This is a genomic window from Robertmurraya sp. FSL R5-0851, assembly GCF_038002965.1.
Lineage (GTDB): Bacteria > Bacillota > Bacilli > Bacillales > Cytobacillaceae > Robertmurraya_A > Robertmurraya_A beringensis.
The window spans coordinates 1732827-1753091 of sequence record NZ_JBBOOE010000001.1 but is presented as its reverse complement, the minus strand read 5'-3'; the positions used below and the strand labels follow the sequence as shown (position 1 = coordinate 1753091).

The window sequence follows — 20265 nt, the reverse complement described above, 5'->3', positions numbered from 1 at the left end:
AGGAGGAAGTTCCAACGAACTTCCTCCTTTCTATCTATTTAGAGCGAAATCTTATTATACTGAGCTCTGGTGGCCATAAAAACCACTACTTCCCCTCCAGCTCCACTGGAACATTCACATCATCTAGATTAATATGCCCCCATCCTCCTGTATGTTTATCAACAACTTGAATATACAGCTTTCTACCGATAAACTCTGAAGCGTCCCATCTAACTCTTCTGTAGGCTTCGCCGTTATGGCCAGTTGCTTTCATTAATATTTCGTTCGTTTCTGCGTCAACAAGTGCTACATATAGAAGCTGTTCATCTGCTCCACCTGAAGTTAAGAAGTCAATTTGACCATCTCCTCCGAGGACAAAGTCTGCAGATTTCAACACACCCGTTGCCGCATCTCCCCCGTGATCAGGATGAAATCCCCATAGATGAAATTTATTGGGGTCAGTCGAAGTTGTTGCCTGACCGAAAGGACCCCCCCATCCCCAATCGTTCTTATTGGTCACATGGTCATTTGTAAAAGTATTTCCTTCTACAATCGTCCATCCGGTTAAATCTCCTGTTTGAAAGTCATGATTCATTAATTCGCCATGTGGAATTTCCTCTTTAGGGGTATCATCCCCATAATACGCTTGTACGACTGTGTCACTATAGGCAGATCCCATCTCATATACTTTCATTGAGACAATATTTGCCTTTCCGTTCTTACTCCAAAGTTCAAGTCCTAATGCATCCGCTTTTGTTGGGTAGGCTCTTGTGGTAATGCTTTTTTGCCCATTCGCATACGTTTCAATCATCGATCGGTCTAGGAAAATATGAAGCTTCACATTTTCTCCTTCTGTGGAAAGAGTTCCAGAACTGCTAGTTTTCGCAACATCAGGGTCTACACTCATTTTGCTAGCGTCTACTCCAAATTGCTCGTTTGTTTCGTCAAAATAGAGGTTGACTTCTTCTGATGAATCTCCTGATTGACGAACTTTAATACCATATTTCTCATCCGATTTTGCTTTAATTTCAAGGATGATTTCTAACATATCTCCTTTCACTTTCTCAAGCTTCTTATTTGCCTTTGATAGACTCGAATTTCTAATATTAATCAGTTGTTTGCCTCGGAGAGTTTCTAATTCTTTAATCGGCTCAACACCAAGCTCTCCATTCTTTAATAGAGACAATTCTAATGGTAAACCAGCGTTATGTGCCCAACCTGCATCATAATGCTCCTGGTCCGTTCTTCGGTCTTGAGCAATACTAAATAGGATCGAACGTCCTTTATCATCAATCATTCCACTTGGTCCAGTAAAATGAACACCGTAATCAAATAGTTTCGGCTCCTCATGGTCTGGGATAAATTTATTCTTTTCTTTATCCCATGAGCCCACCCAATGGAACACGTATTTTACATTATGTTCACTATAGCTCTTAAACCAAGGATTGATAAAAAACGCATACTTTTGTTCTCCGTTTGCATCCTTCCCAATAGGTAAAAACACTGGTAATTCCCATACATCTCCAGTTTTTGGATAGGCTTTGGAATTCCCTGTAAAGAATGGACCGTTATACTCCCAATTTTCCAGGTCTTTTGAAGTGTAAAGGAGTGCGGATCCACCAACATTCTCAATACCCGAACCAACAATTTGATACCAAGTATCACCATCTTGCCAGACAAATGGATCACGGAACTGACCATACATTACCTTCCCTTCCTCTGCTGGAAGATCAGGTGCTTGAACTGTAACCGGATGTTCTAACATATCCCACATCTTCAGCATTGGATCTTGGACATCCATCGGTTTCGCCAAACCTGTCATTTGGTTCGGTGTTTTACTGTCATCTCCCGCTGTAAAAAATAACACCGGCTCTCCATTTTCATCAAAGCTTGCAGAGCCAGACCATACTCCGTCTGGTGACACACCTGATGGAGCTAACGCAACTGGCGCATCTTCCCAATGAACCATATCATCACTTACCGCGTGACCCCAATGGATTTGATGCCAATAAGGTCCTTGAGGATTATGCTGATAGAAGAGATGATATTTTCCGTTATAATAAAACGGCGCATGAGGTTCATTCATCCAGTGACCTGGTGAGAGAAAATGATATTGTGGGCGATAGCGATCCCCATCATACACACTGCGGTCAAAAGATAAATCCGGAAGAGGTAACTGTTCATTTTCATGGCTTGTAATCACTTGTTGATAGTGGCTTTTAATCTCCTCTTCAGATAATGCTTTATTGTAGATTTTCAGATCATCAATCATCCCGTTAAACATATTTGCTGTAAACGAGCTTAATACGGCGGCTGAATTATGCTTACCAATTAAAAGATTATTCTCGGTCGCTGTAATCGTGGCATTTCTAGGAGTATCTACTTCCCCAACCAGGTCACCATTTAAAAATAACTTCATCTTTTTTTCATCTTGGTCAAAAGTGGCTACAATATAGGACCACTGATCTTTTTCAAGCGGTTTGTCTTCTTTTGCCCACACTTCTTTCCATTCGCCATTCATCCCGGCTTGGAATGACCATTTTCCATGTCGACCCATTCCTAAAATATAGCCTTCGCCTTGAGCTTTATTGTGCTGATTAACAATCGCTGACAGCTGACCAAGATCTCCCCATTCATACGATCGTGGTGCTACCCATGCTTCTATTGTCAATGCATCACTTGGCTGTGCTGCCTTTTTAATAGGTTGATTGATATAAGTGGAATAGCCATCAAATAGAAGTGCCTGACCCACGACCCCTTTTCTCCAAAGCGGATCGGTAGAAGGCTTATACTTTGCTTCATTAAAAACATATTCTACCTTTAGCTGTTCGTTTTTGACTGATTCAAGAGCGGTATGGCCCTTTTGTTCATCAAAACTCCAGTGACTTAACATCCCGCGACCTTTCACTTGAAAATCATCCACATTCAGATGTCCAAACCCTCCTATATGTTGATCGACCACTTTGATATATACTTTTTCACCTACATATTCCGAAGCCTTCCAGGTAACACGTTTATATGACTCTGATTCAGGTCCTGTTGCTTTGAACAACTCTTTTCCATCGGAAGCACGAACCAAGGCAACATATAAATCGTACTTTTTCTCCCCATCCATCTCATCTCCCCCTCCTACTAGGAAAGAGACGTCACCATTTCCTGATAGTTCAAAGATATTAGAAGTGAGGGTTCCAGTTCTTTGATCCGCTCCATTGGGATCCGCACCGTTAAAGCCCCATAGATGATACTTCCCTTGATGTTCAAACGGAATTTGTGTATCCCAATAAGTGGCTTGGTCAGTTACCGTTCCATTGAATGCATTTCCTTCTGCTGTCCATCCAGTTAAATCTCCTGTTTCAAAGCCAGGGTTAATGAGATCATCTTGCTTTCCTACGTCTTCGTTAAAAACATGAAAATCATCCACATTGATATGACCAAAACCACCAGAATGATAATCTACTACTTTTATAAAGAGTGCTTCTCCCAAGTACTCGGAAGCATCCCACTTGACTCGCCGGTATTTTTCTGTATTTGCTCCTGTCGCCTTCATCAGCTCTTCACCGGTTGAAGCATTTACTAGTGCTACATACAGGGTATTTAGGTCCTGACCTCCACCTACTAAAAAGTCAATAACTCCATTTCCTTCCAGCACAAAATTGCTAGACTTCATTACACCGGTTCGTAAATCTGATTTATCATCACTCTTCGCTCCGAGGAATCCCCATGAATGATAGATACCTTCATGCTCAAATGGCCCACCCCAAAAGCTTTTCACATCGGAGACAGGTGCCCTAAACGCCGAGCCCGTTGTTGTCCAGCCAGTTAAATCACCTGTTTCAAAATTAGGATTTTCAATCGTATTTGGAAGGTTTTCTACATCCACGTCTTCTACAAATTTCGTAAATGATGCTTCTTTTAATGGATAGAAGGATAAGGAACGTAATGATACCTCTCCGTCTTTTGCATATAATTCAATTTTTTTGCTTGTTTCACTCGGGAAGATTTGATTCGTAAACACGGCGGTTCCTTCTTCTGCAAACACCTCAACCGAAGAACGGTCAACTAACAGTTTTACGTGTAAGATTCCATCATTTACTGTTAGATTCGTATACTGAATGGAAGGAAAATCCTTATGAAAATCGGTCTCTCCTGATTGTGTCCGGTTTACTGATAATTTTCCGTCTGCCACTTGATAGGAAATGGTAGTTCCTTCATTGTCCCCTTTACGTACTTGAAATCCAAACTCAGATGCTGATGTTTCATTCAGGTTAAACTCAGCTTCAAGCTCAAACATATCAGCGGTTACATTTTCTAATACATTTATAGTTGAAAATTTTTGATTCGCGATTTTCACTTCATTCGCTGTATCTCGTAAACTAATTAATTCCTTGACTGGTTGCTGCTTTAATCTAACCCCTTCATTTGTTTCCACTAATGAAAGCTCACGCGGCACAGTTGTGGCACCTCTCCAGGTGGAAGTTGGAATTTGCCCTGCGTATTGTGCAGGATTATTCATCCAGCCTAACCAGATTCTTCGACCATCTTCTGGCTGCTCAACAGTGTTACTCCATGTAACTGCTGCGTAAAAATCGGCCCCGTAATCTGCCCAATTTAATGGTTTGGAGTTGTCATCTGGAGTAAATGTTGTACCATTAAATTCCCCCACATAATAGTGCATCCCTGTTCCACCCGTTGGTGTTGGATTTATACTTACCGTTAGCACCCATTTCGAACCTGTTTGGTTTCCATTCGTATCATACAGGGGCAACTCGAATAAATCTGGACATTCCCAAAGACCAAGTTCTGCTGCTTTAGGATCTGAAAATTCGCTTACCTTTTTCCAGTCTAATAGATTAGTTGATGAGTAAATATCGATGCGCTTTCCACTAGTGATGACAAACATCCATTGCTTCGTTTGTTCATGCCAAAATACCTTTGGATCTCGGAACACACCTGATCCTCCATTACTTGCTTTTAACTCATTCGGCATGGAGATGATTGGATTTTGTTCAAGCGTGGACCATGTTCTTCCGCTATCTCCACTATAAGAAACACTCACATGTTGATTATCGCCGCCAAGTTCACTCGTATATAGAGCAACCATGGGTGGATTTTCTTTTGTTCCTAAACCAGATGTATTTTCATAATCCACCACCGCACTCCCAGACCATGCAAACCCATTTTCATCTGGATAAACCGATATTGGATAGTGCTCCCAGTTTACGAGATCTTTACTAATTGCATGACCCCAATACATCGGCCCCCATACTTTATCAGTAGGATTATGCTGATAAAACAAATGATACTCCCCATTGTAATAAACCATACCATTAGGATCGTTCATCCAATTTTTCTCTGGAGTAAAATGATACCCTGGACGGTAGATTTCATCTTTCACTACTGGTAGGGAAGCTGAGTGAACAGGCACTGAAAATGGTATAAATGATTGATACATAAGTACTAAAATTAAAAGCACTGAGAAAACCTTTTTCCACTTTAGTTTTCTAATCATGACATCACCTTTTTAGAAAAGTATTTTCACTTTCTGTCCATCCGTGGTGTCTTCAACTGGTTGCAAGAAAAAGGGGAGAGAAGCAGCATTGCTTTAATCTCCCGATTTCTTAAATTATCGCCAAGTAGATTTTAATGTATAAAACTCTAGCGATTGTAAAATTACATCTCCCTCTTTTACATACAGTTCTATTTCCTTATGTTCTTCGCTTGGAAAAATTAAATCTGTGATAACCACTTGTCCTTGATTTCCAAACACCTCTACTGACGACTGATCTACAAAGATGTGTAAAGTAATTTTGTTGTTTTCAGGTACAAGTTTACTTTCGTGTTTGCCAGCGAAAGCGTTATGAAAAGCAGCCTCTCCTGAATGGCTTCGATCCACAAAAACCCTTTGATTTTTCACATCGTATCCGACAATCGTTTCTTCATTTGCTCCCTTACATACCTTGAATCCAAATTCTGTTGCCTTTGTCAGTTCAAATTCTGCAATGATTTCAAATGTATTACTTTTTACATTTTCTAAGAGATTTGCCCCTGGCTTTACCTCTTCCTTTTGAAAAGATTTATGGTCCACCCGTAAACATTGCATTTCCTGTACAGGTTTCTGAACAAGTCGAATTCCTTCTTCTGTTGATTGTAATTCTACTACTCTTGGAAGTGTCAACGCACTGCGCCATTCCTTAGTTGGAGTGACATTTGCATAACGCCAATTGCTCATCCAGCCAATATATATTCTTCTACCATCTTTGTTGGGAACATCTGACCAGCTAACACCCGCATAGTTATCACGGCCATGGTCAATCCACAAGACCGTTTCTGGAGAGTTATCATTCACAAAGGTCTTTCCATCAAACTCCCCTGTAAAATATTGTGTTCGAGAACCTTCTGGTAAGCTGGGATCATCACCAATACTAACGAATAACACCCACTTTTTCTGATTTGGATCCTTATCAACAGGCAATTCAAAAAGATCAGGACACTCCCAAACTCCCTGGTGAGAGCCCTCTTCTTCTCCAAATTCACTAGCAAACTCCCAAGATGTTATATTTCTAGAAGTATATATTCGGATCGATTGTCCAGATGCAACGACCATAACCCATCGGTTCGTTTCACCATGCCAGAATACCTTCGGATCTCGGAAATCGGAAATATATTCTTCCTGAAGGACTGGATTGCCCACATACTTTATCCAGGTTCGACCATGATCCTTACTATAGGCAAGACTCTGCCTTTGTCTCGCACGATTGGTTTCTGGGTATGTGTCCGCGTGAGTAAATATCGCTACTAACCCTGATTTCCCCTCAAAAAAACCACTTGAATCGTTCCAATCAACGATTGCGCTACCCGAAAAAATCATCCCATGCTCATCCGGAGCCAGACCAATCGGCAGATGTTCCCAAGACACGAGATCTTTACTAACTGCATGCCCCCAATGCATGGGTCCCCATGTCGTTCCATGTGGATGGTATTGATAAAACAAATGATACTCTCCTTCATAAAACACCATGCCATTCGGATCGTTCATCCAATTCTTCTCGGGTGAGAAGTGATATTGTGGACGATATTTCTCTGTATAATACTGTTGCTTTTCTAAGACGTTATTCATAGTATTGGCCTGCCTCTCATTCGAAATCTTTCAGTTCAATCTTTGGTATGAATTGAAAAGCCAGACGAAAACACTGTCTGGCTTTATATGGCTTATTGCTTGTTATAGCGATCCAGACCCGTCTGGTACACTTCCATTAATTGATCAAGTCCCATATCTTTTAATTGCTGTACATAGTCATCCCATTCATCCTCAATGCCACCATCAACTAACCACTGAGCCTCTTTTTGTTTTACAAATGTTTTAATTTCTGGCTCAATGGTGTTAATGACTTCAAGCTCCTCTGGACTAAAGAAGATAGACGGGTAATTCTCTGATACCATATGCGGTCTATAATACTCATCAAGAATTTCTAGCCTTTCCTTCGCTCTTGGCTCCATATCTACCACACTACCGAAGTGTTCCTTTAAAACGACAAATGGACCACCTGGTGCCACTTTCTGACGCAGCTCACCCATCGCTACTCCCTCTGGAAGCTCTTTATTTACTAACATTCCATTTGCATCTTCTTCATATATCTCGCCAATCGGACCCCAGTTGATTTGTGCAGACATTTTCGGTTCATACAATTCATCAACCCAACGCATCGTCACTTCAGGATTCTTATTGGCAGATGTAATCACAAATGCATCCCTTCCATACTCAGAATAGTTGGATCGGCCAATGACAATATTCCCGTCTTTCCCTTTTAATGGTGGTAACACAACATAGTCATCTACTCGATCCGTTCCCACTACTTCCGTACTCTCCCACCAAATGAATGACCCTAGAGTTGGATCTTCTGTTTTTCCTTTAGCAAATATTTGTTCTGTCTTTTGCGTCACTACTTCAGAATCAATTAATCCTTCTTTGACCCATCCATTATAGTAATTGATCGCCTCTTTAAATTCCGGCTGAACAGCAGCGTATATCACTTTTCCATTTCTTACAACACGATGGTCCGCTTCAAAAGGTGAATCTGGTAATCCAAATAAACCAATCAAGTCTCCTTCATTCCCACACCAGCCGTTATACCAGAAAGTCAAACCAATTTCATCTTGCTTTCCGTTTCCATTTGGATCCTTTTCCTTAAAAGCTTTTAACACATCATGGTATTCTTCAAGAGTGGTAGGCATATCGAGGCCTAGTTTATCTAGCCATACTTTATTTATAAACATTATATTAGGCATACCAATTAGATCCATTTCCTCTGCACGAGGCAAGGAATAAATATGTCCATCAGGAGCAGTAACCACTTTTTTCAAGTCTGGTCTTTGCTCAAATAGTTTCTTTAAATTTGGTGCATATTTATCTATTAAATCCTCTAATGGGATAATCGTACCGTTTTGACCATATTGTACAAGGTCATGATCACTAAATCCTGATGAGTAGAACGCATCTGGCAGGTCACCACTTGCCAGCATTAAATTTTTCTTTTCCTGATAACCATCGCCAGGGATATTATTCCATTTAATTTTGACGTTTGTTGCTTCTTGAAGTCGATCAAAAATGACCATTTCGGAATAGTCAGGTGCTAATGCTGCCTTTGATGAAACGATGTTTAGCGTTACTTGTTTGTCAACAATAGGTAAACCTGTTTTGTTAAAGGCAACTTTTTCTGCACTATCAGAGCTAGCTGAATCATTGTTTGTGCAACCCGTCAACGCAAGTGTCGCTGTTAGTCCTAATACCAAAATCGTTGACGCTTTACTCTTCTTCATTCTTTTTCTCATTGATTTAAGCATTTCTTTTCCCCCTCATTTTTGATCATTTTTTTGTATTAACCTTTAATTCCGCCAATCATTACACCCTTTACAAAATACTTTTGAACAAAAGGATAGACGATTAGTAACGGAACAGAAGCAACAATTATGACACCATACTTGATTAACTCAGAAACTCTTTGCTTCGCAGCTAATGACTCTAGGTCGCTTATCATCATGGTAGACGCCTCATTTTGAATTAATATATTTCGTAAAATGAGCTGCAGTGGATATAAGTTTTCGTTATTCAAGTAGATGAGTGCATCAAAGTAGGAGTTCCAGTGTCCGACCGCGTAAAATAACACCATGACAGCAACAATCGGTTTGGACAAAGGTAAGACTATTTTCCAAAAAAACTTCGCGTCGGAACATCCATCCATTTTGGCAGCCTCTAAAAGTTCATTGGGTATGGAACTCTCGAAATATGTTTTTGCTACAATCACATTCCACACAGCTACTGCCTTTGGTAAAATAAGTGCCCACATGGTGTTCAACAGTCCTAAATTTTTTACAACTAAATACGTTGGAATTAATCCACCTGAGAAAAACATCGTCATTAGGAACAAGAACATGATCACATTTCTTCCATATAAATCCTTTCTTGATAAAGCATAAGCAGCCATTAATGTGAACGATACATTTACAATCGTCCCAACCACTGTATAAATGAGAGAGTTTTTATACCCCAACCAAATCTTGCTATCTCTGAAAATTCGTTCGTATCCTTCAAAAGTGATTTCCTTTGGTAGCAACCACACCTTACCTTCGTAAATCATATTAGGATCACTAAAGGAAGCAATAACAATAAAGTACAAAGGATAAATAACTAATATCACAATGAGCGCCACTAGGAACACGTTAATGGCATCAAACACTCGATCTTCCTTCGATCTTCTAGTAATCTTTTTATTCTTTAATGTTAGTAAACTCATCTTTGGCACCCCCTACCATAATCCTGTACCTGATAATCTCTTTGCGAACTTGTTTACAGCTACTAGTAAAATCAAATTAATCACTGCATTAAATAAGCCAACCGCAGCAGCAAAGCTATATTGAGCTTGCTGTAAACCCATTTTGTATACATAAGTAGGAATGATTTCTGCCGACGGCTGATTCATCGGTGTCTGCAATAAGTAAGCCTTTTCAAAACCAATGTTCATAATGCTTCCCACTGACAAGATTAATAAAATAACTGCAGTAGGCATGATAGCTGGTATATCCACATGGAAGATTCGCTGCCACTTATTTGCACCGTCCATAACCGCTGCTTCATGTAACTCAGGACTTACTCCTGCAAGAGCTGCTAGATAGATGATGGCAGCCCAGCCTGTCTCCTGCCATACTCCAGATGCAATATATAATGGTTTAAACCATTCAGGTTTTGCCATAAAGGAGATAGGATCTCCACCGAACATTAGGATCATATTATTGATCAATCCGTTATTGGAAAAGAACACATATATCATACCGGCTAAAACAACAACGGAAATAAAATGCGGTGCATAAACGACTGTTTGGACAAACCGTTTCGATTTCTCACTTCTCATTTGGTTTAACATAAGAGCGAGGAAAATCGGAAGAGGAAATCCAACGACTAGTTGTGTAACACTCAGTCCAAGAGTATTTTTTATCAAAGACCAAAATTGGTAGGAATCAAAAAACCTCTCAAAATGTTTAAATCCAACCCATGGACTTCCCATAATCCCTTTTGTAGCCACAAAATCTTTAAATGCAATCAACACTCCATACATAGGTACATAATGGAAAACTATAAAATAGATTAATGCGGGTAAAAGAAATAAATAAAGCTGATAATTTGTTAAGATTTTTTTGAGCTTCAATCCTTTTTTCACTGTGGTAGTTGAGTTGATTACTGGATCTGCCTTTCTAGCTATTTCCATGCTATCCCCCACTTATATGTGTTTTTTTGAGATGAATCTCTCCGTTGAAACGTTTCCAATCTGTTTTAAAATTTTTTATGCATCTCATAATTATTTTTGAAACGTTTCAATTTGTTAGTAAAGTAATCCCCAACCCCTTTAAGCTTAATAGGGAGTTGAGTACAACCTTTTTGAAACGTTTCATTCTAAAGACTAAAAAAACTTACGTTGTTTCTCCTTCTCTATACATAACCGGAACTCGATAAATATCTTGGTCTAACGTTTCTCCTTCAATCTTTCTTAATAGGAGCTCCACAGACATCCTTGCCATTTCTTCGACTGGTTGCCGTATCGTTGATAAAAATGGACGAAACAGCTTATTATCTTGAATGCCGTCATAACCGATCACTTTTACATCCTTAGGAATAAGAATTCCCTTTTGTTTTGCTTTATCTATATATTTAGCTGCAAGCAGATCAGTATTGGCAAAAATGCCATTTACATCTTCGTGTTCTTTTTTGCTAAAGAAATCATAAAAGAAGGTGTCATCATCATAAACAGCATCGTGCTCTTCGTAAGTCACGTATTCAATTCCTTGTGCCTCCGCTTCATCCATAAATCCTTTCTTGCGAAGCAAAACTTCACTATATACAGAACTAGTAATTCCAAGATAGGCAACCTTGGTTACCCCCGCCTTTACAAGCTCCTTTACGGCCATTCGACCACCGGTATAGTTATCTGAAGTGACACATGTAATCTTTTTCCCGAAATGTCGGTCCAAGCTGATGATCGGAATATCCGTACTCACACTATCTTCAATCTCATTGTAGGTAATCCCTATAATGCCAGCTACTTTGTTTTGATTAAGCATATCAAGATAGTAGATTTCTTTATCCGGTCTCCCCCCGCTATTACAAAGCATTAACTTATATCCTTCTTTATCGAGTGCATCTTCAATGTAATAAGCGAACTCTGAAAAAAACGGATGCCATATACTTGGGAGCAATAACGCCACCATCGTTGATTTTTGCATCTTAAAGTTTCGTGCTACTTCATTTGGTATGTAGTTCAATTTTTTAATAGCTGCATTTACTTTTTCCCTTGTTTCAGGCTTTACAGTGGGATTCTTATTTATGACACGTGAAACAGTGCCAACCCCAACTCCTGCTAAGTCTGCAACATCTTTTATACTTGGCACTAATAATACCCCCAAAACAATTAAAGCGTTTTCATAAATTCATCATAACATCTTAATTGAAACGTTTCAACGGTTTTTTAAAAAGAATTTTCAAAATAAAAAAGAAGACACCGCCTCTCTGCATAGCCATTATTTTCAGCAACAAACTCCACAGGAAGCCGCTTCCATATTGCAGCTAATTAATTTTTTTATTCCCTTTTCTATGTATAAAAATAATCGCACTAGTGAAAGCTCACCGTGCGATTACATTTACTTCTTTTCAGATTAAATATTTTTATAACCTCTCCCAAATCGTAGCGATTCCTTGTCCCCCACCTATGCAGACAGCAGATGCACCATATTTTCCACCACGTCTTTGTAACTCATAAGCTAGAGAAAGAGTAATTCTCGTCCCACTTGCCGCTAGTGGGTGTCCTAGAGCAATCGCACCACCATTTACGTTTCCAATTTCAGGATCAAACCCCAGCTCTTTTTGACAAGCAAGATACTGTGCCGAGAATGCCTCATTAATTTCGATTAAGTCCAAATCCTTCAGTGTAAGGTTTGCTTTTTGCAATGCACTTTGAATCGCCGGAACCGGTCCAATCCCCATATATTTTGGGTCAACTCCCACCACTGCCCACGATACTAGTCTTGCGATTGGCTTTAATCCTTTTTCAGCGGCAAACCCACTAGAAGTGATAATAACTGATGCTGCCCCATCGACCATCCCACTTGCATTTCCCGGAGTAACAATTCCATTCTCTCTAAAACGAGGCTTTAACTTCGCAAGCTTCTCCAGGCTGGTTTTTCGGACATGTTCATCCTGATTAACGATTTTACTTGCTTTCCTTTCTTTTACTTCAACTGGAACAATTTCCTCTGCCATATATCCCCTTTCTATTGCGGCTAGAGCCCGTTCATGACTGGTAAGTGCATGAATGTCAGCCTCATGACGAGAAATGCCATATTTTTCGGCTAAATTTTCTGCTGTATCAGCCATCGTGCAGTCACCGACGGTATCGTATAATCCGTCCCATACCCAGTCTTCAATAGCAGGTCCACCAAGCGGACTACCCCACCTCATCCCTGGAATAACATGAGGAACATTACTCATACTTTCTGTTCCACCAGCAAGTACCGCATTTGCTTCACTCGTCAAAATATACCTTGCTGCTGTGATAATTGCTTCAACACCGCTACCGCATAAGCGATTGATTGTTAAAGCTGGAACATCTACAGGTAGACCAGCCTTTAAACCAATATGACGAGCTAAAATATGTGCATCCTTACTTGATTGTTGAACATTTGCAAAGACGACGTGATTAATATCTTCGGGATTAATATTCGCTTTTAGAATCGCTCCTCGTGCAGCTTCCACCCCTAAATCGGTAGCTGAAATCCCTCTAAAGGTACCTGAAATTTCTGTAAATGCCGTTCGTGCCCCATCCACCAAAACAATATTGCTCATGTTTCCCCCACTCCTTATAAAACGCTCAGATGAAAGCGATCAAATTAACAATAATAACGTTCTTTCTCTAATACAACATCAGCAATTCTTCGTTTGATTAACACATTATTTTCTGAACTGCTCATAATCAATCGACTAGCAAATCGTGAGAAGATTTCTTCATCACCAAAATGGTTAATCATGTTTAATGCCCTGAGTGCAATCTGTTGTGAAGCTTCATGAGTATATACTTTAGTACAATCAAGCTTCTGCCTGTTTTTTTCCTCCCCCCATCTCATGATTAATTTTTCCGTTCTTAAAATAGCGCTTTCAATAGCGTAAATAGTAATAACCATATCAGCAAGTAATGCGGCAATTTCTTGCTCTATTTGAAAATTACTAAGGCTATTCTTATTTATAGACTGAATAGCAGCATGAAATAATTTTTTTATTAGTTGAAGAATCTGTCTTTCATGTTGAAGTAACCCATTTTTCCACTCTTCGCCTTCAGATAAATCTGCATGGTTTTTAAAGACAGTGGTGGCAATGAGTAGTCTATTAATTTCATTTGTTCCCTCAAAGATTCGATTAATTCTAGAATCACGATACAGGGTTTCAATTTCATACTCTCTCATATAACCGTAACCACCGTGAATTTGAACCGCTTCATCAACAATTTCATCTAAAGCTTCTGTAGACATGACTTTATTAATGGAACACTCTACTGCATAAGGTGCAATTGTAGTAGCAAAATCATCCCCAGTTTTTTTCATATAATCGAAGCCTTCTTCCATCATTCCCGCTGTTCTATAGATAGCACTTTCATTGACATAAGTTTTAATTACCATATCAGCCACTTTATTCTTAATTAGATTAAAGGAAGAAAGACACTGACCAAATTGCATTCGTTGGTTGGCATATTTTACTCCCAGTTCAATAGCTCGTTTAGCTGTACCGAGTGATGTTGCAGAAATCTTATGACGGCCAATGTTCAATACATTAAAAGCAATTTTATGTCCCCTACCTACTTCTCCAATAACATTTTCTATAGGAACCCGTACATTTTCTAAAATAAGTGATCGAGTAGAAGACCCTTTAAGCCCCATCTTCTTTTCTTCTGCACTTGTAGACACACCTTTAAAGCTCTTTTCAACAATAAAGGCGGTAAACTGTGTCCCATCCACTTTCGCATACACGATAAAAATATCAGCGAACGCAGAATTTGTAATCCATTGTTTTTCCCCATTTAATACATAATAATTTCCGCACTTAGATAAGACGGCTATTGTTTTCACACTCATTGCATCTGTTCCTGAAGATGGTTCTGTCAAAGCATATGCAGCAATTTTTTCTCCACTCAAGATTTCTGGAAGATACGTATCTTTTTGGGTATTCGTTCCAAAATAAGCAATAGGTAATGCTCCAATCCCGGTTTGACCCCCAAAAGTAATAGCAAACGAACGACCAAGTGCCATCTTTTCAGAAATAATGGTTGCACTAACCTTCCCTAATCCAAGACCACCATCCTCTTCAGGGATATCTGCACGTATAAGACCTAGTTCACCAGTTTTTTTCATTAATGAAACGGTTTCCTCAAACTCCTGATTTTCAATTTTTTCTAACTTTGGATAAACCTCGTTCATCACAAATTTACTTGCCAAATCTGCTATCATTTGATGTTCATCATGAAAGTCCTCTGGTGTAAGAATGTCCCCTAGTAATCTACCAGTATATAAAAATGGATGATTTTGCCTTTTTTCAATAAGCATGTAACTATCCCTCCATTGCTTTGACTTGAGATTCCATCTTTTCACGAATATAGTCTGGGATAGTTTGGGCTTTTGGTTTACCAGCAAAAGAGGCCCATGCACGGACTCCATAACCTTCGGCAACGATTTGGCCTTCTTTTATAAAAACATGCTTAATTTTAAAGACTTTGTTATGCAACTCTTCTATTGAGCTTTGTACAACAATATGGTCTTCAAACACGAGGGGGCTCTTGAATGCACAATTCGCCTCTAACAGAGGTACCCCAATTTGCTGTTCTGCAAAAAGCTTTGAAGAAGGATAACCTATTTTTGTAAAAAAAGCATGTGTTGCTTCATCCATCCATTTAAAGAAATTTGGATAATAAACGATACCTGCCGCGTCCGTATCTCCCCACCGTACTTGAAAATGATATTCCGATTTCATTTTTCTTACCTCCTTTAACTTTGAATAGTAGAATTAGTATTACTTATTTCTTCGCGAAGCCTTATTTTTTGAATTTTCCCACTTGCTGTTACCGGGAATTTACTTGTGAAAGTTACTTTTTGAGGGACCTTATATAAGGCAATATGGTTCTTTATATAATTGATGATTTCTTCCTCTGTACACTCTTCGCCACTTTTCAATTGAACAACCGCACACACTAACTCTCCTAGGGTCTCATCAGGCAAACCTACTACAGCAGACTCTACTATTTTGGGATGCCTTGCGAGTACAGACTCAATTTCTTGTGGATAAATATTAAGTCCACCCCGAATAATCATTTCTTTTTTTCTACCGACAAATGTTAAATAGCCTTGATCATTAAGAGTGCCAAGGTCACCAGTATAGTACCAATTCTCATGATCGATCACTGCTGCTGTATGCTCTGGCATTTTATAATATCCCCTCATTGTGCCAAAACTCTTAATCGCGATTTCCCCTTTTTCTCCAGGAGCTAACGCGTTACGATTACTATCAACAATTTTTAACTCTACTCCAGGAATTGGCTTTCCTAGGGTTTCTGTAATATTCTTTTCGTTATCATCGTAAGGAGTCATTGTAACGGTAACCGTCTCAGTAATTCCAAATGATTGGCAAAGGTTAATTCCCATGCGATACCGAATTTCTTTCACCTTTGATGGCGGAATCGGGGATGCTCCTACAACACCAGTTCGTAGCGTAGACAAATTATATTGATCGAAGTTTTCCACTTCTAGTAGTTTAATAAACATGGTAGGTACGCCATTTAAAATCGTTACTTTTTCCTGTTCAATTAAACGTAGCATTTCAGTTGGTTGGAACTTCTCCAATAACACGATACGAGAACCTGTGAAGGCAGCGCAAAACAAATTAACTGCCATACCAAATATATGAAATAAAGGAGCAGGAAGAATTAGTACATCTTTTTCAGAAAAAAAGAGTTCCACACCCATTGTATTAGCAGATTGTACGACACTACGATGAGTAACCATGACGCCTTTTGGAACACCCGTCGTACCAGAGGTATATAAAATGCAAAATACGTCCTGATCTACATCTATTGGTACTTCGTCCAGATAGACAGATTCCTCGTCCATGATTTCGTGAAAGGATAAGAGTCCTTCCCAACAAAAACGGACAGTAATAACCTCTTCTACTAAAAACAGTACCTCTTTCAACCCAAAATTATGGTTAAATTCTTCAGAGACAATAATTACTTTTGGCTCAGAATTGGTTAGTATATGGTTCACTTCATGAGCTTTATATTTAGGATTAAACGGGACAAGGATAGCACCAATTTTTGCTACAGCAAAAAAAATAACAACTGTTTCGTACCAATTGGGTAAGGATACTGCAACTCGGTCCCCCTTATTTATCCCTCGTTTCGTTAAAGCCACTGCGAATTTATCAACATCACTTTTTAACTGTGAGTAAGTAACTGCTCTTTTCAAATCAAATAATGCTTCATTTTGACCATAATTTTTTGATGAAGACTCCAAAATTCCATATACCGAAAATAGATTTCGATCTTTTCCCACTCTTTTCATCACCCCTCGAAAAAAACATTTTTATTTAATGAAGTACCCATATTGTTTATGGATACTTCATTTGATAAAAACTTTCCCTACTTTCCTGCAAAAATTGGTTTTCTCTTTTCTATAAATGCTTGTAACCCTTCCTTTCGATCCTCTGTAGAGAAGGCGTTTGCAAAACAAGCACTTTCAATAATTAAGCCAGATTCTAGATCCGTGTTCCCTCCAGTATTAACGGCTAATTTTAACATTTGTAGAGCCACTGGTGGTTTTTGGGCTAACTTTAGAGCCCATTCCTGTGCTGTATCAAGTAAATCTTCAAGAGGGACTACTTTGTTAACCATATTTAATTCTAAGGCACGGTAGGCATCAAACATCTCGCCAAAGTAAAGAAGTTCCTTCGCTACTCCCTGGCCAACCATTTTTTGCAAACGCTGTGTGCCGCCCCCGCCAGGTATAATACCAAGTCCTACTTCAGGGAATGCAAACTTAGCTTTACTTGAACTAATCCGTAAATCGCAAGCAAGTGCTAGTTCTAATCCCCCACCAAGAGCTAGACCATTTATTGCTGCAATAACAGGCTTTGTTAAATTTTCAACTTTTGAAAAAACCGTTCTTGAAATTTTGTTCATCTTATTAATTCCAACAAGTCCAAGGTTAGCCATTTCATTGATATCAGCACCTGCAACAAATGCTTTTTCTCCACTTCCAGTAAGGATAATTGCCCGCACCTCATCATTTGCCTCAAGCTCACCAAATATAGTATTTAATTCTTGAAAAACTTTTGTATTCAAGGGATTTACAGGTGGGCGGTTAATTGTAACAACAGCCACATTTTTGTTAATCTCACATAATAAAAATTCATAACTCATTCGCTTTTCCTCCAATCATTATTCATATTCGTAAAATCCTGCACCTGTTTTCTTCCCATATCTTCCTGCTCGAATAACTTCCTTTAAAAGAAGTGGCGGTGCATAAAAGTTGTTATTAAACTCTTTTTTAAAATACTCCATTACATGGTAACCAATATCTACTCCAGCAAAATCTTGAAGCTCAAAAGGGCCCATTGGGTAATTCAATCCCAGTTTCACTGCTTTATCAATATCTTCATAAGAGGCCACTCCCTCTTGAACTAGTTTGATCGCTTCGATAAACTGTGGAAGCATAATACGATTAACAATAAATCCTGGTGAGTCTTTTTTAACTTCAACTGGTTCTTTTGCTAGCTTTATAGATAGCGCTTTCAATTCTTCTACCGTTTCATCACTAGTCTTATATCCACGTACCACTTCTACTAGCTTCATGATTTGTGCAGGATTAAAAAAATGCATTCCTGCTACTCGTTCAGGACGAGTGGTTGCCGAAGCAATCTCAGTGATTGACATAGAGGATGTGTTTGTCGCGATAATGACACCTTCACGGACAATCTGATCGAGGCTTGAGAATACTTCCTTTTTTAATGTTAAATCCTCGATAACCGCTTCAATTACGATATCAACATCCCTCAAATCCTCTAATTGAGTGGTTGTTTGTATACGACTTAATGCTTCTTGTTTCTGTTCTTCTGTTAATTTTCCTCTTGAAACACTTTTATCCATAAACTTACTCATTCGATTTAAAGCGTTTTCTAAAAATTGCTCCTCAATATCTCTTAATACAACATTGAATCCATTAATTGCAGCTAGGTTTGCAATACCCGTCCCCATGGATCCAGCTCCTACAACACCGATTGTTTGAGTGGTCATTGTCGCAACTCCTTTTTTGAATTTTTAATAATTTCTGTAAATTCATTATAACTAATAATGAATGTTTCCTTGTACCTACACTATGTAGGAAAATACTTATGATTTTTCGTCGTATTATAGTAAAGAAATTATCTTCTTATAAGACTTATAGATTTTTTTTGGTGTAACCCGTAATACTATAATGTCAACTATCAATTTATACGAAAAACTACTTTTTTTTCCCTCTTTAATGAGCTTATTTTTCAAGATAAATACACTTATATTTAGCATAAAGTTCCTAATCCTATAACGATCTACAATTTCTTCATAAGGAAAGGAGAATGTTATTAAATTCACCAAAATCGAAAGCGTTTTAATGATAGATTTAATAACTAGGGGGTATTACTAATGAAATTTAAGAAAAGGACCTTTTTCATTACGGTTTTATTAACACTTCTTCTTTCTACTTCAGTTATTGCAGGTGCCTTAAACAGCACCAGTAAACAGCTAGAGGTACCCATTCAAAAATTATCTGTTAGCTTGATTTCTGATGTTGTTTATTCTCAACCATCTATTTTTGGATATCCAAACTATCCATTAAAAATGGATATTTTAAAACCTAATAGTAAAGATCTACTCCCAGCAGTTGTATTTATTACTGGTGGAGGGTTTATGGCAGCTAACAAAGACAACTATTTGCAGCAAAGAATGGATATTTCTGAAGCAGGTTATGTTGTAACTAGTATTGAATATAGGGTAACTCCTCAGAGTACTTTCCCAGCACCACTCGAAGATGTTAAGTCTGCTATTCGCTATTTACGTGCCAACTCTGCAAAGTATGGAATCGATCCTAATCAAATTGCTGTCATGGGTTCTTCTGCGGGAGGATATCTTGCTGCATTAGCAGGTACAACAAATAATATAAAAGAGTATGACAAGGGTGATTTCCTCGATGTAAGCAGTAAAGTCAATGCCGTTATAGATTTGTACGGACTTTCAGATTTAACAAAAGTAGGGGAAGGTTATTCGAAAGAAGTGCAAGAAATTCATAAGTCTCCTTCAGCACCTGAAGCTATGTGGGTTAATGGGGCAGCAGTATTTGGACCGGGCGGTTCCATTCTTGACCATCCTGACAAGGCTGCAAAAGCAAATCCAATTACTTATGTAACAAATGATGACCCTCCTTTCCTGCTAATGCATGGCGATCAAGACACGCTAGTTTCACCGAATCAAACACAAATTCTCCATGAAGCATTAATAAATAAAGGGGTAGATTCAACTCGTTATGTTGTAAAGGGTGCTGGTCACGGTGGAGATGTTTGGGCTCAGCCAAAAATTGTTAATCTTATCATTGACTTTTTAGATTCACATTTAAAGGGAAAAGAAAATAAATAATTAGAAAAATGGCCAAAAATCTTATTTAAAGATAATTGGC

Annotated in this window: 13 protein-coding genes; 1 reads left to right on the top strand and 12 read right to left on the bottom strand. The window is 38.7% G+C overall.

What is annotated here, in order from left to right; genetic code table 11:
- Window positions 1-85 precede the first annotated feature (85 nt).
- The 12 genes from MKX65_RS08975 to MKX65_RS08920 form a co-directional block, all read right to left on the bottom strand.
- Window positions 86-5488, bottom strand: a complete 5403-nt coding sequence (locus MKX65_RS08975; RefSeq protein ID WP_340903300.1) for a GH32 C-terminal domain-containing protein — start codon at window positions 5486-5488, stop codon at window positions 86-88.
- A 114-nt stretch (window positions 5489-5602) separates the two neighbouring features.
- A complete protein-coding gene (locus tag MKX65_RS08970; RefSeq protein WP_160545480.1) occupies window positions 5603-7096 on the bottom strand; it encodes a GH32 C-terminal domain-containing protein in 1494 nt (497 codons plus the stop codon).
- A 92-nt stretch (window positions 7097-7188) separates the two neighbouring features.
- The gene (locus MKX65_RS08965) at window positions 7189-8796 is read right to left on the bottom strand and encodes an extracellular solute-binding protein (RefSeq protein WP_160545712.1); all 1608 of its coding nucleotides are present in this window, start codon (window positions 8794-8796) and stop codon (window positions 7189-7191) included.
- Window positions 8797-8855: 59 nt separating this feature from the next.
- Complete coding sequence (locus MKX65_RS08960) at window positions 8856-9770, bottom strand: carbohydrate ABC transporter permease (RefSeq protein WP_160545481.1); 915 nt, start codon at window positions 9768-9770, stop codon at window positions 8856-8858.
- 12 nt (window positions 9771-9782) lie between these two features.
- Window positions 9783-10739, bottom strand: coding sequence for an ABC transporter permease subunit (locus tag MKX65_RS08955; protein WP_160545482.1), 957 nt, complete (start codon window positions 10737-10739; stop codon window positions 9783-9785).
- Between the two features lie 202 nt (window positions 10740-10941).
- Complete coding sequence (locus tag MKX65_RS08950; protein WP_340903298.1) at window positions 10942-11916, bottom strand: LacI family DNA-binding transcriptional regulator; 975 nt, start codon at window positions 11914-11916, stop codon at window positions 10942-10944.
- A gap of 274 nt (window positions 11917-12190) precedes the next feature.
- Complete coding sequence (locus MKX65_RS08945; RefSeq protein WP_340903297.1) at window positions 12191-13366, bottom strand: acetyl-CoA C-acetyltransferase; 1176 nt, start codon at window positions 13364-13366, stop codon at window positions 12191-12193.
- Between the two features lie 44 nt (window positions 13367-13410).
- On the bottom strand, window positions 13411-15114 hold the full coding sequence (locus tag MKX65_RS08940) for an acyl-CoA dehydrogenase family protein (protein ID WP_160545485.1): 1704 nt from the start codon (window positions 15112-15114) through the stop codon (window positions 13411-13413).
- Between the two features lie 4 nt (window positions 15115-15118).
- Window positions 15119-15538 (bottom strand): thioesterase family protein, encoded by a 420-nt coding sequence (locus tag MKX65_RS08935; protein WP_160545486.1) that lies wholly within the window; start codon window positions 15536-15538, stop codon window positions 15119-15121.
- Between the two features lie 14 nt (window positions 15539-15552).
- Complete coding sequence (locus MKX65_RS08930) at window positions 15553-17121, bottom strand: class I adenylate-forming enzyme family protein (RefSeq protein ID WP_340903294.1); 1569 nt, start codon at window positions 17119-17121, stop codon at window positions 15553-15555.
- Between the two features lie 77 nt (window positions 17122-17198).
- Window positions 17199-17978: an enoyl-CoA hydratase-related protein gene (locus MKX65_RS08925; RefSeq protein WP_160545488.1), complete on the bottom strand. Its 780-nt coding sequence runs from the start codon at window positions 17976-17978 to the stop codon at window positions 17199-17201.
- An 18-nt stretch (window positions 17979-17996) separates the two neighbouring features.
- Entirely contained in the window at window positions 17997-18851 is an 855-nt protein-coding gene (locus MKX65_RS08920) for a 3-hydroxyacyl-CoA dehydrogenase NAD-binding domain-containing protein (protein ID WP_160545489.1), read from the bottom strand.
- 387 nt (window positions 18852-19238) lie between these two features.
- Between MKX65_RS08920 and MKX65_RS08915 the strand changes: the two genes are divergently transcribed.
- Entirely contained in the window at window positions 19239-20225 is a 987-nt protein-coding gene (locus tag MKX65_RS08915; protein ID WP_160545490.1) for an alpha/beta hydrolase fold domain-containing protein, read from the top strand.
- Window positions 20226-20265: the final 40 nt, after the last annotated feature.

What these genes read in the sequence shown, in the direction of transcription:
- MKX65_RS08975 (WP_340903300.1), bottom strand. Translation starts at nt 5,488, where the DNA reads ATGATTAGAAAACTAAAGTGGAAAAAGGTTTTCTCAGTGCTTTTAATT.
- MKX65_RS08970 (WP_160545480.1), bottom strand. Translation starts at nt 7,096, where the DNA reads ATGAATAACGTCTTAGAAAAGCAACAGTATTATACAGAGAAATATCGT.
- MKX65_RS08965 (WP_160545712.1), bottom strand. Translation starts at nt 8,796, where the DNA reads ATGAAGAAGAGTAAAGCGTCAACGATTTTGGTATTAGGACTAACAGCG.
- MKX65_RS08960 (WP_160545481.1), bottom strand. Translation starts at nt 9,770, where the DNA reads ATGAGTTTACTAACATTAAAGAATAAAAAGATTACTAGAAGATCGAAG.
- MKX65_RS08955 (WP_160545482.1), bottom strand. Translation starts at nt 10,739, where the DNA reads ATGGAAATAGCTAGAAAGGCAGATCCAGTAATCAACTCAACTACCACA.
- MKX65_RS08945 (WP_340903297.1), bottom strand. Translation starts at nt 13,366, where the DNA reads ATGAGCAATATTGTTTTGGTGGATGGGGCACGAACGGCATTTACAGAA.
- MKX65_RS08940 (WP_160545485.1), bottom strand. Translation starts at nt 15,114, where the DNA reads ATGCTTATTGAAAAAAGGCAAAATCATCCATTTTTATATACTGGTAGA.
- MKX65_RS08935 (WP_160545486.1), bottom strand. Translation starts at nt 15,538, where the DNA reads ATGAAATCGGAATATCATTTTCAAGTACGGTGGGGAGATACGGACGCG.
- MKX65_RS08930 (WP_340903294.1), bottom strand. Translation starts at nt 17,121, where the DNA reads ATGAAAAGAGTGGGAAAAGATCGAAATCTATTTTCGGTATATGGAATT.
- MKX65_RS08925 (WP_160545488.1), bottom strand. Translation starts at nt 17,978, where the DNA reads ATGAGTTATGAATTTTTATTATGTGAGATTAACAAAAATGTGGCTGTT.
- MKX65_RS08920 (WP_160545489.1), bottom strand. Translation starts at nt 18,851, where the DNA reads ATGACCACTCAAACAATCGGTGTTGTAGGAGCTGGATCCATGGGGACG.
- MKX65_RS08915 (WP_160545490.1), top strand. Translation starts at nt 19,239, where the DNA reads ATGAAATTTAAGAAAAGGACCTTTTTCATTACGGTTTTATTAACACTT.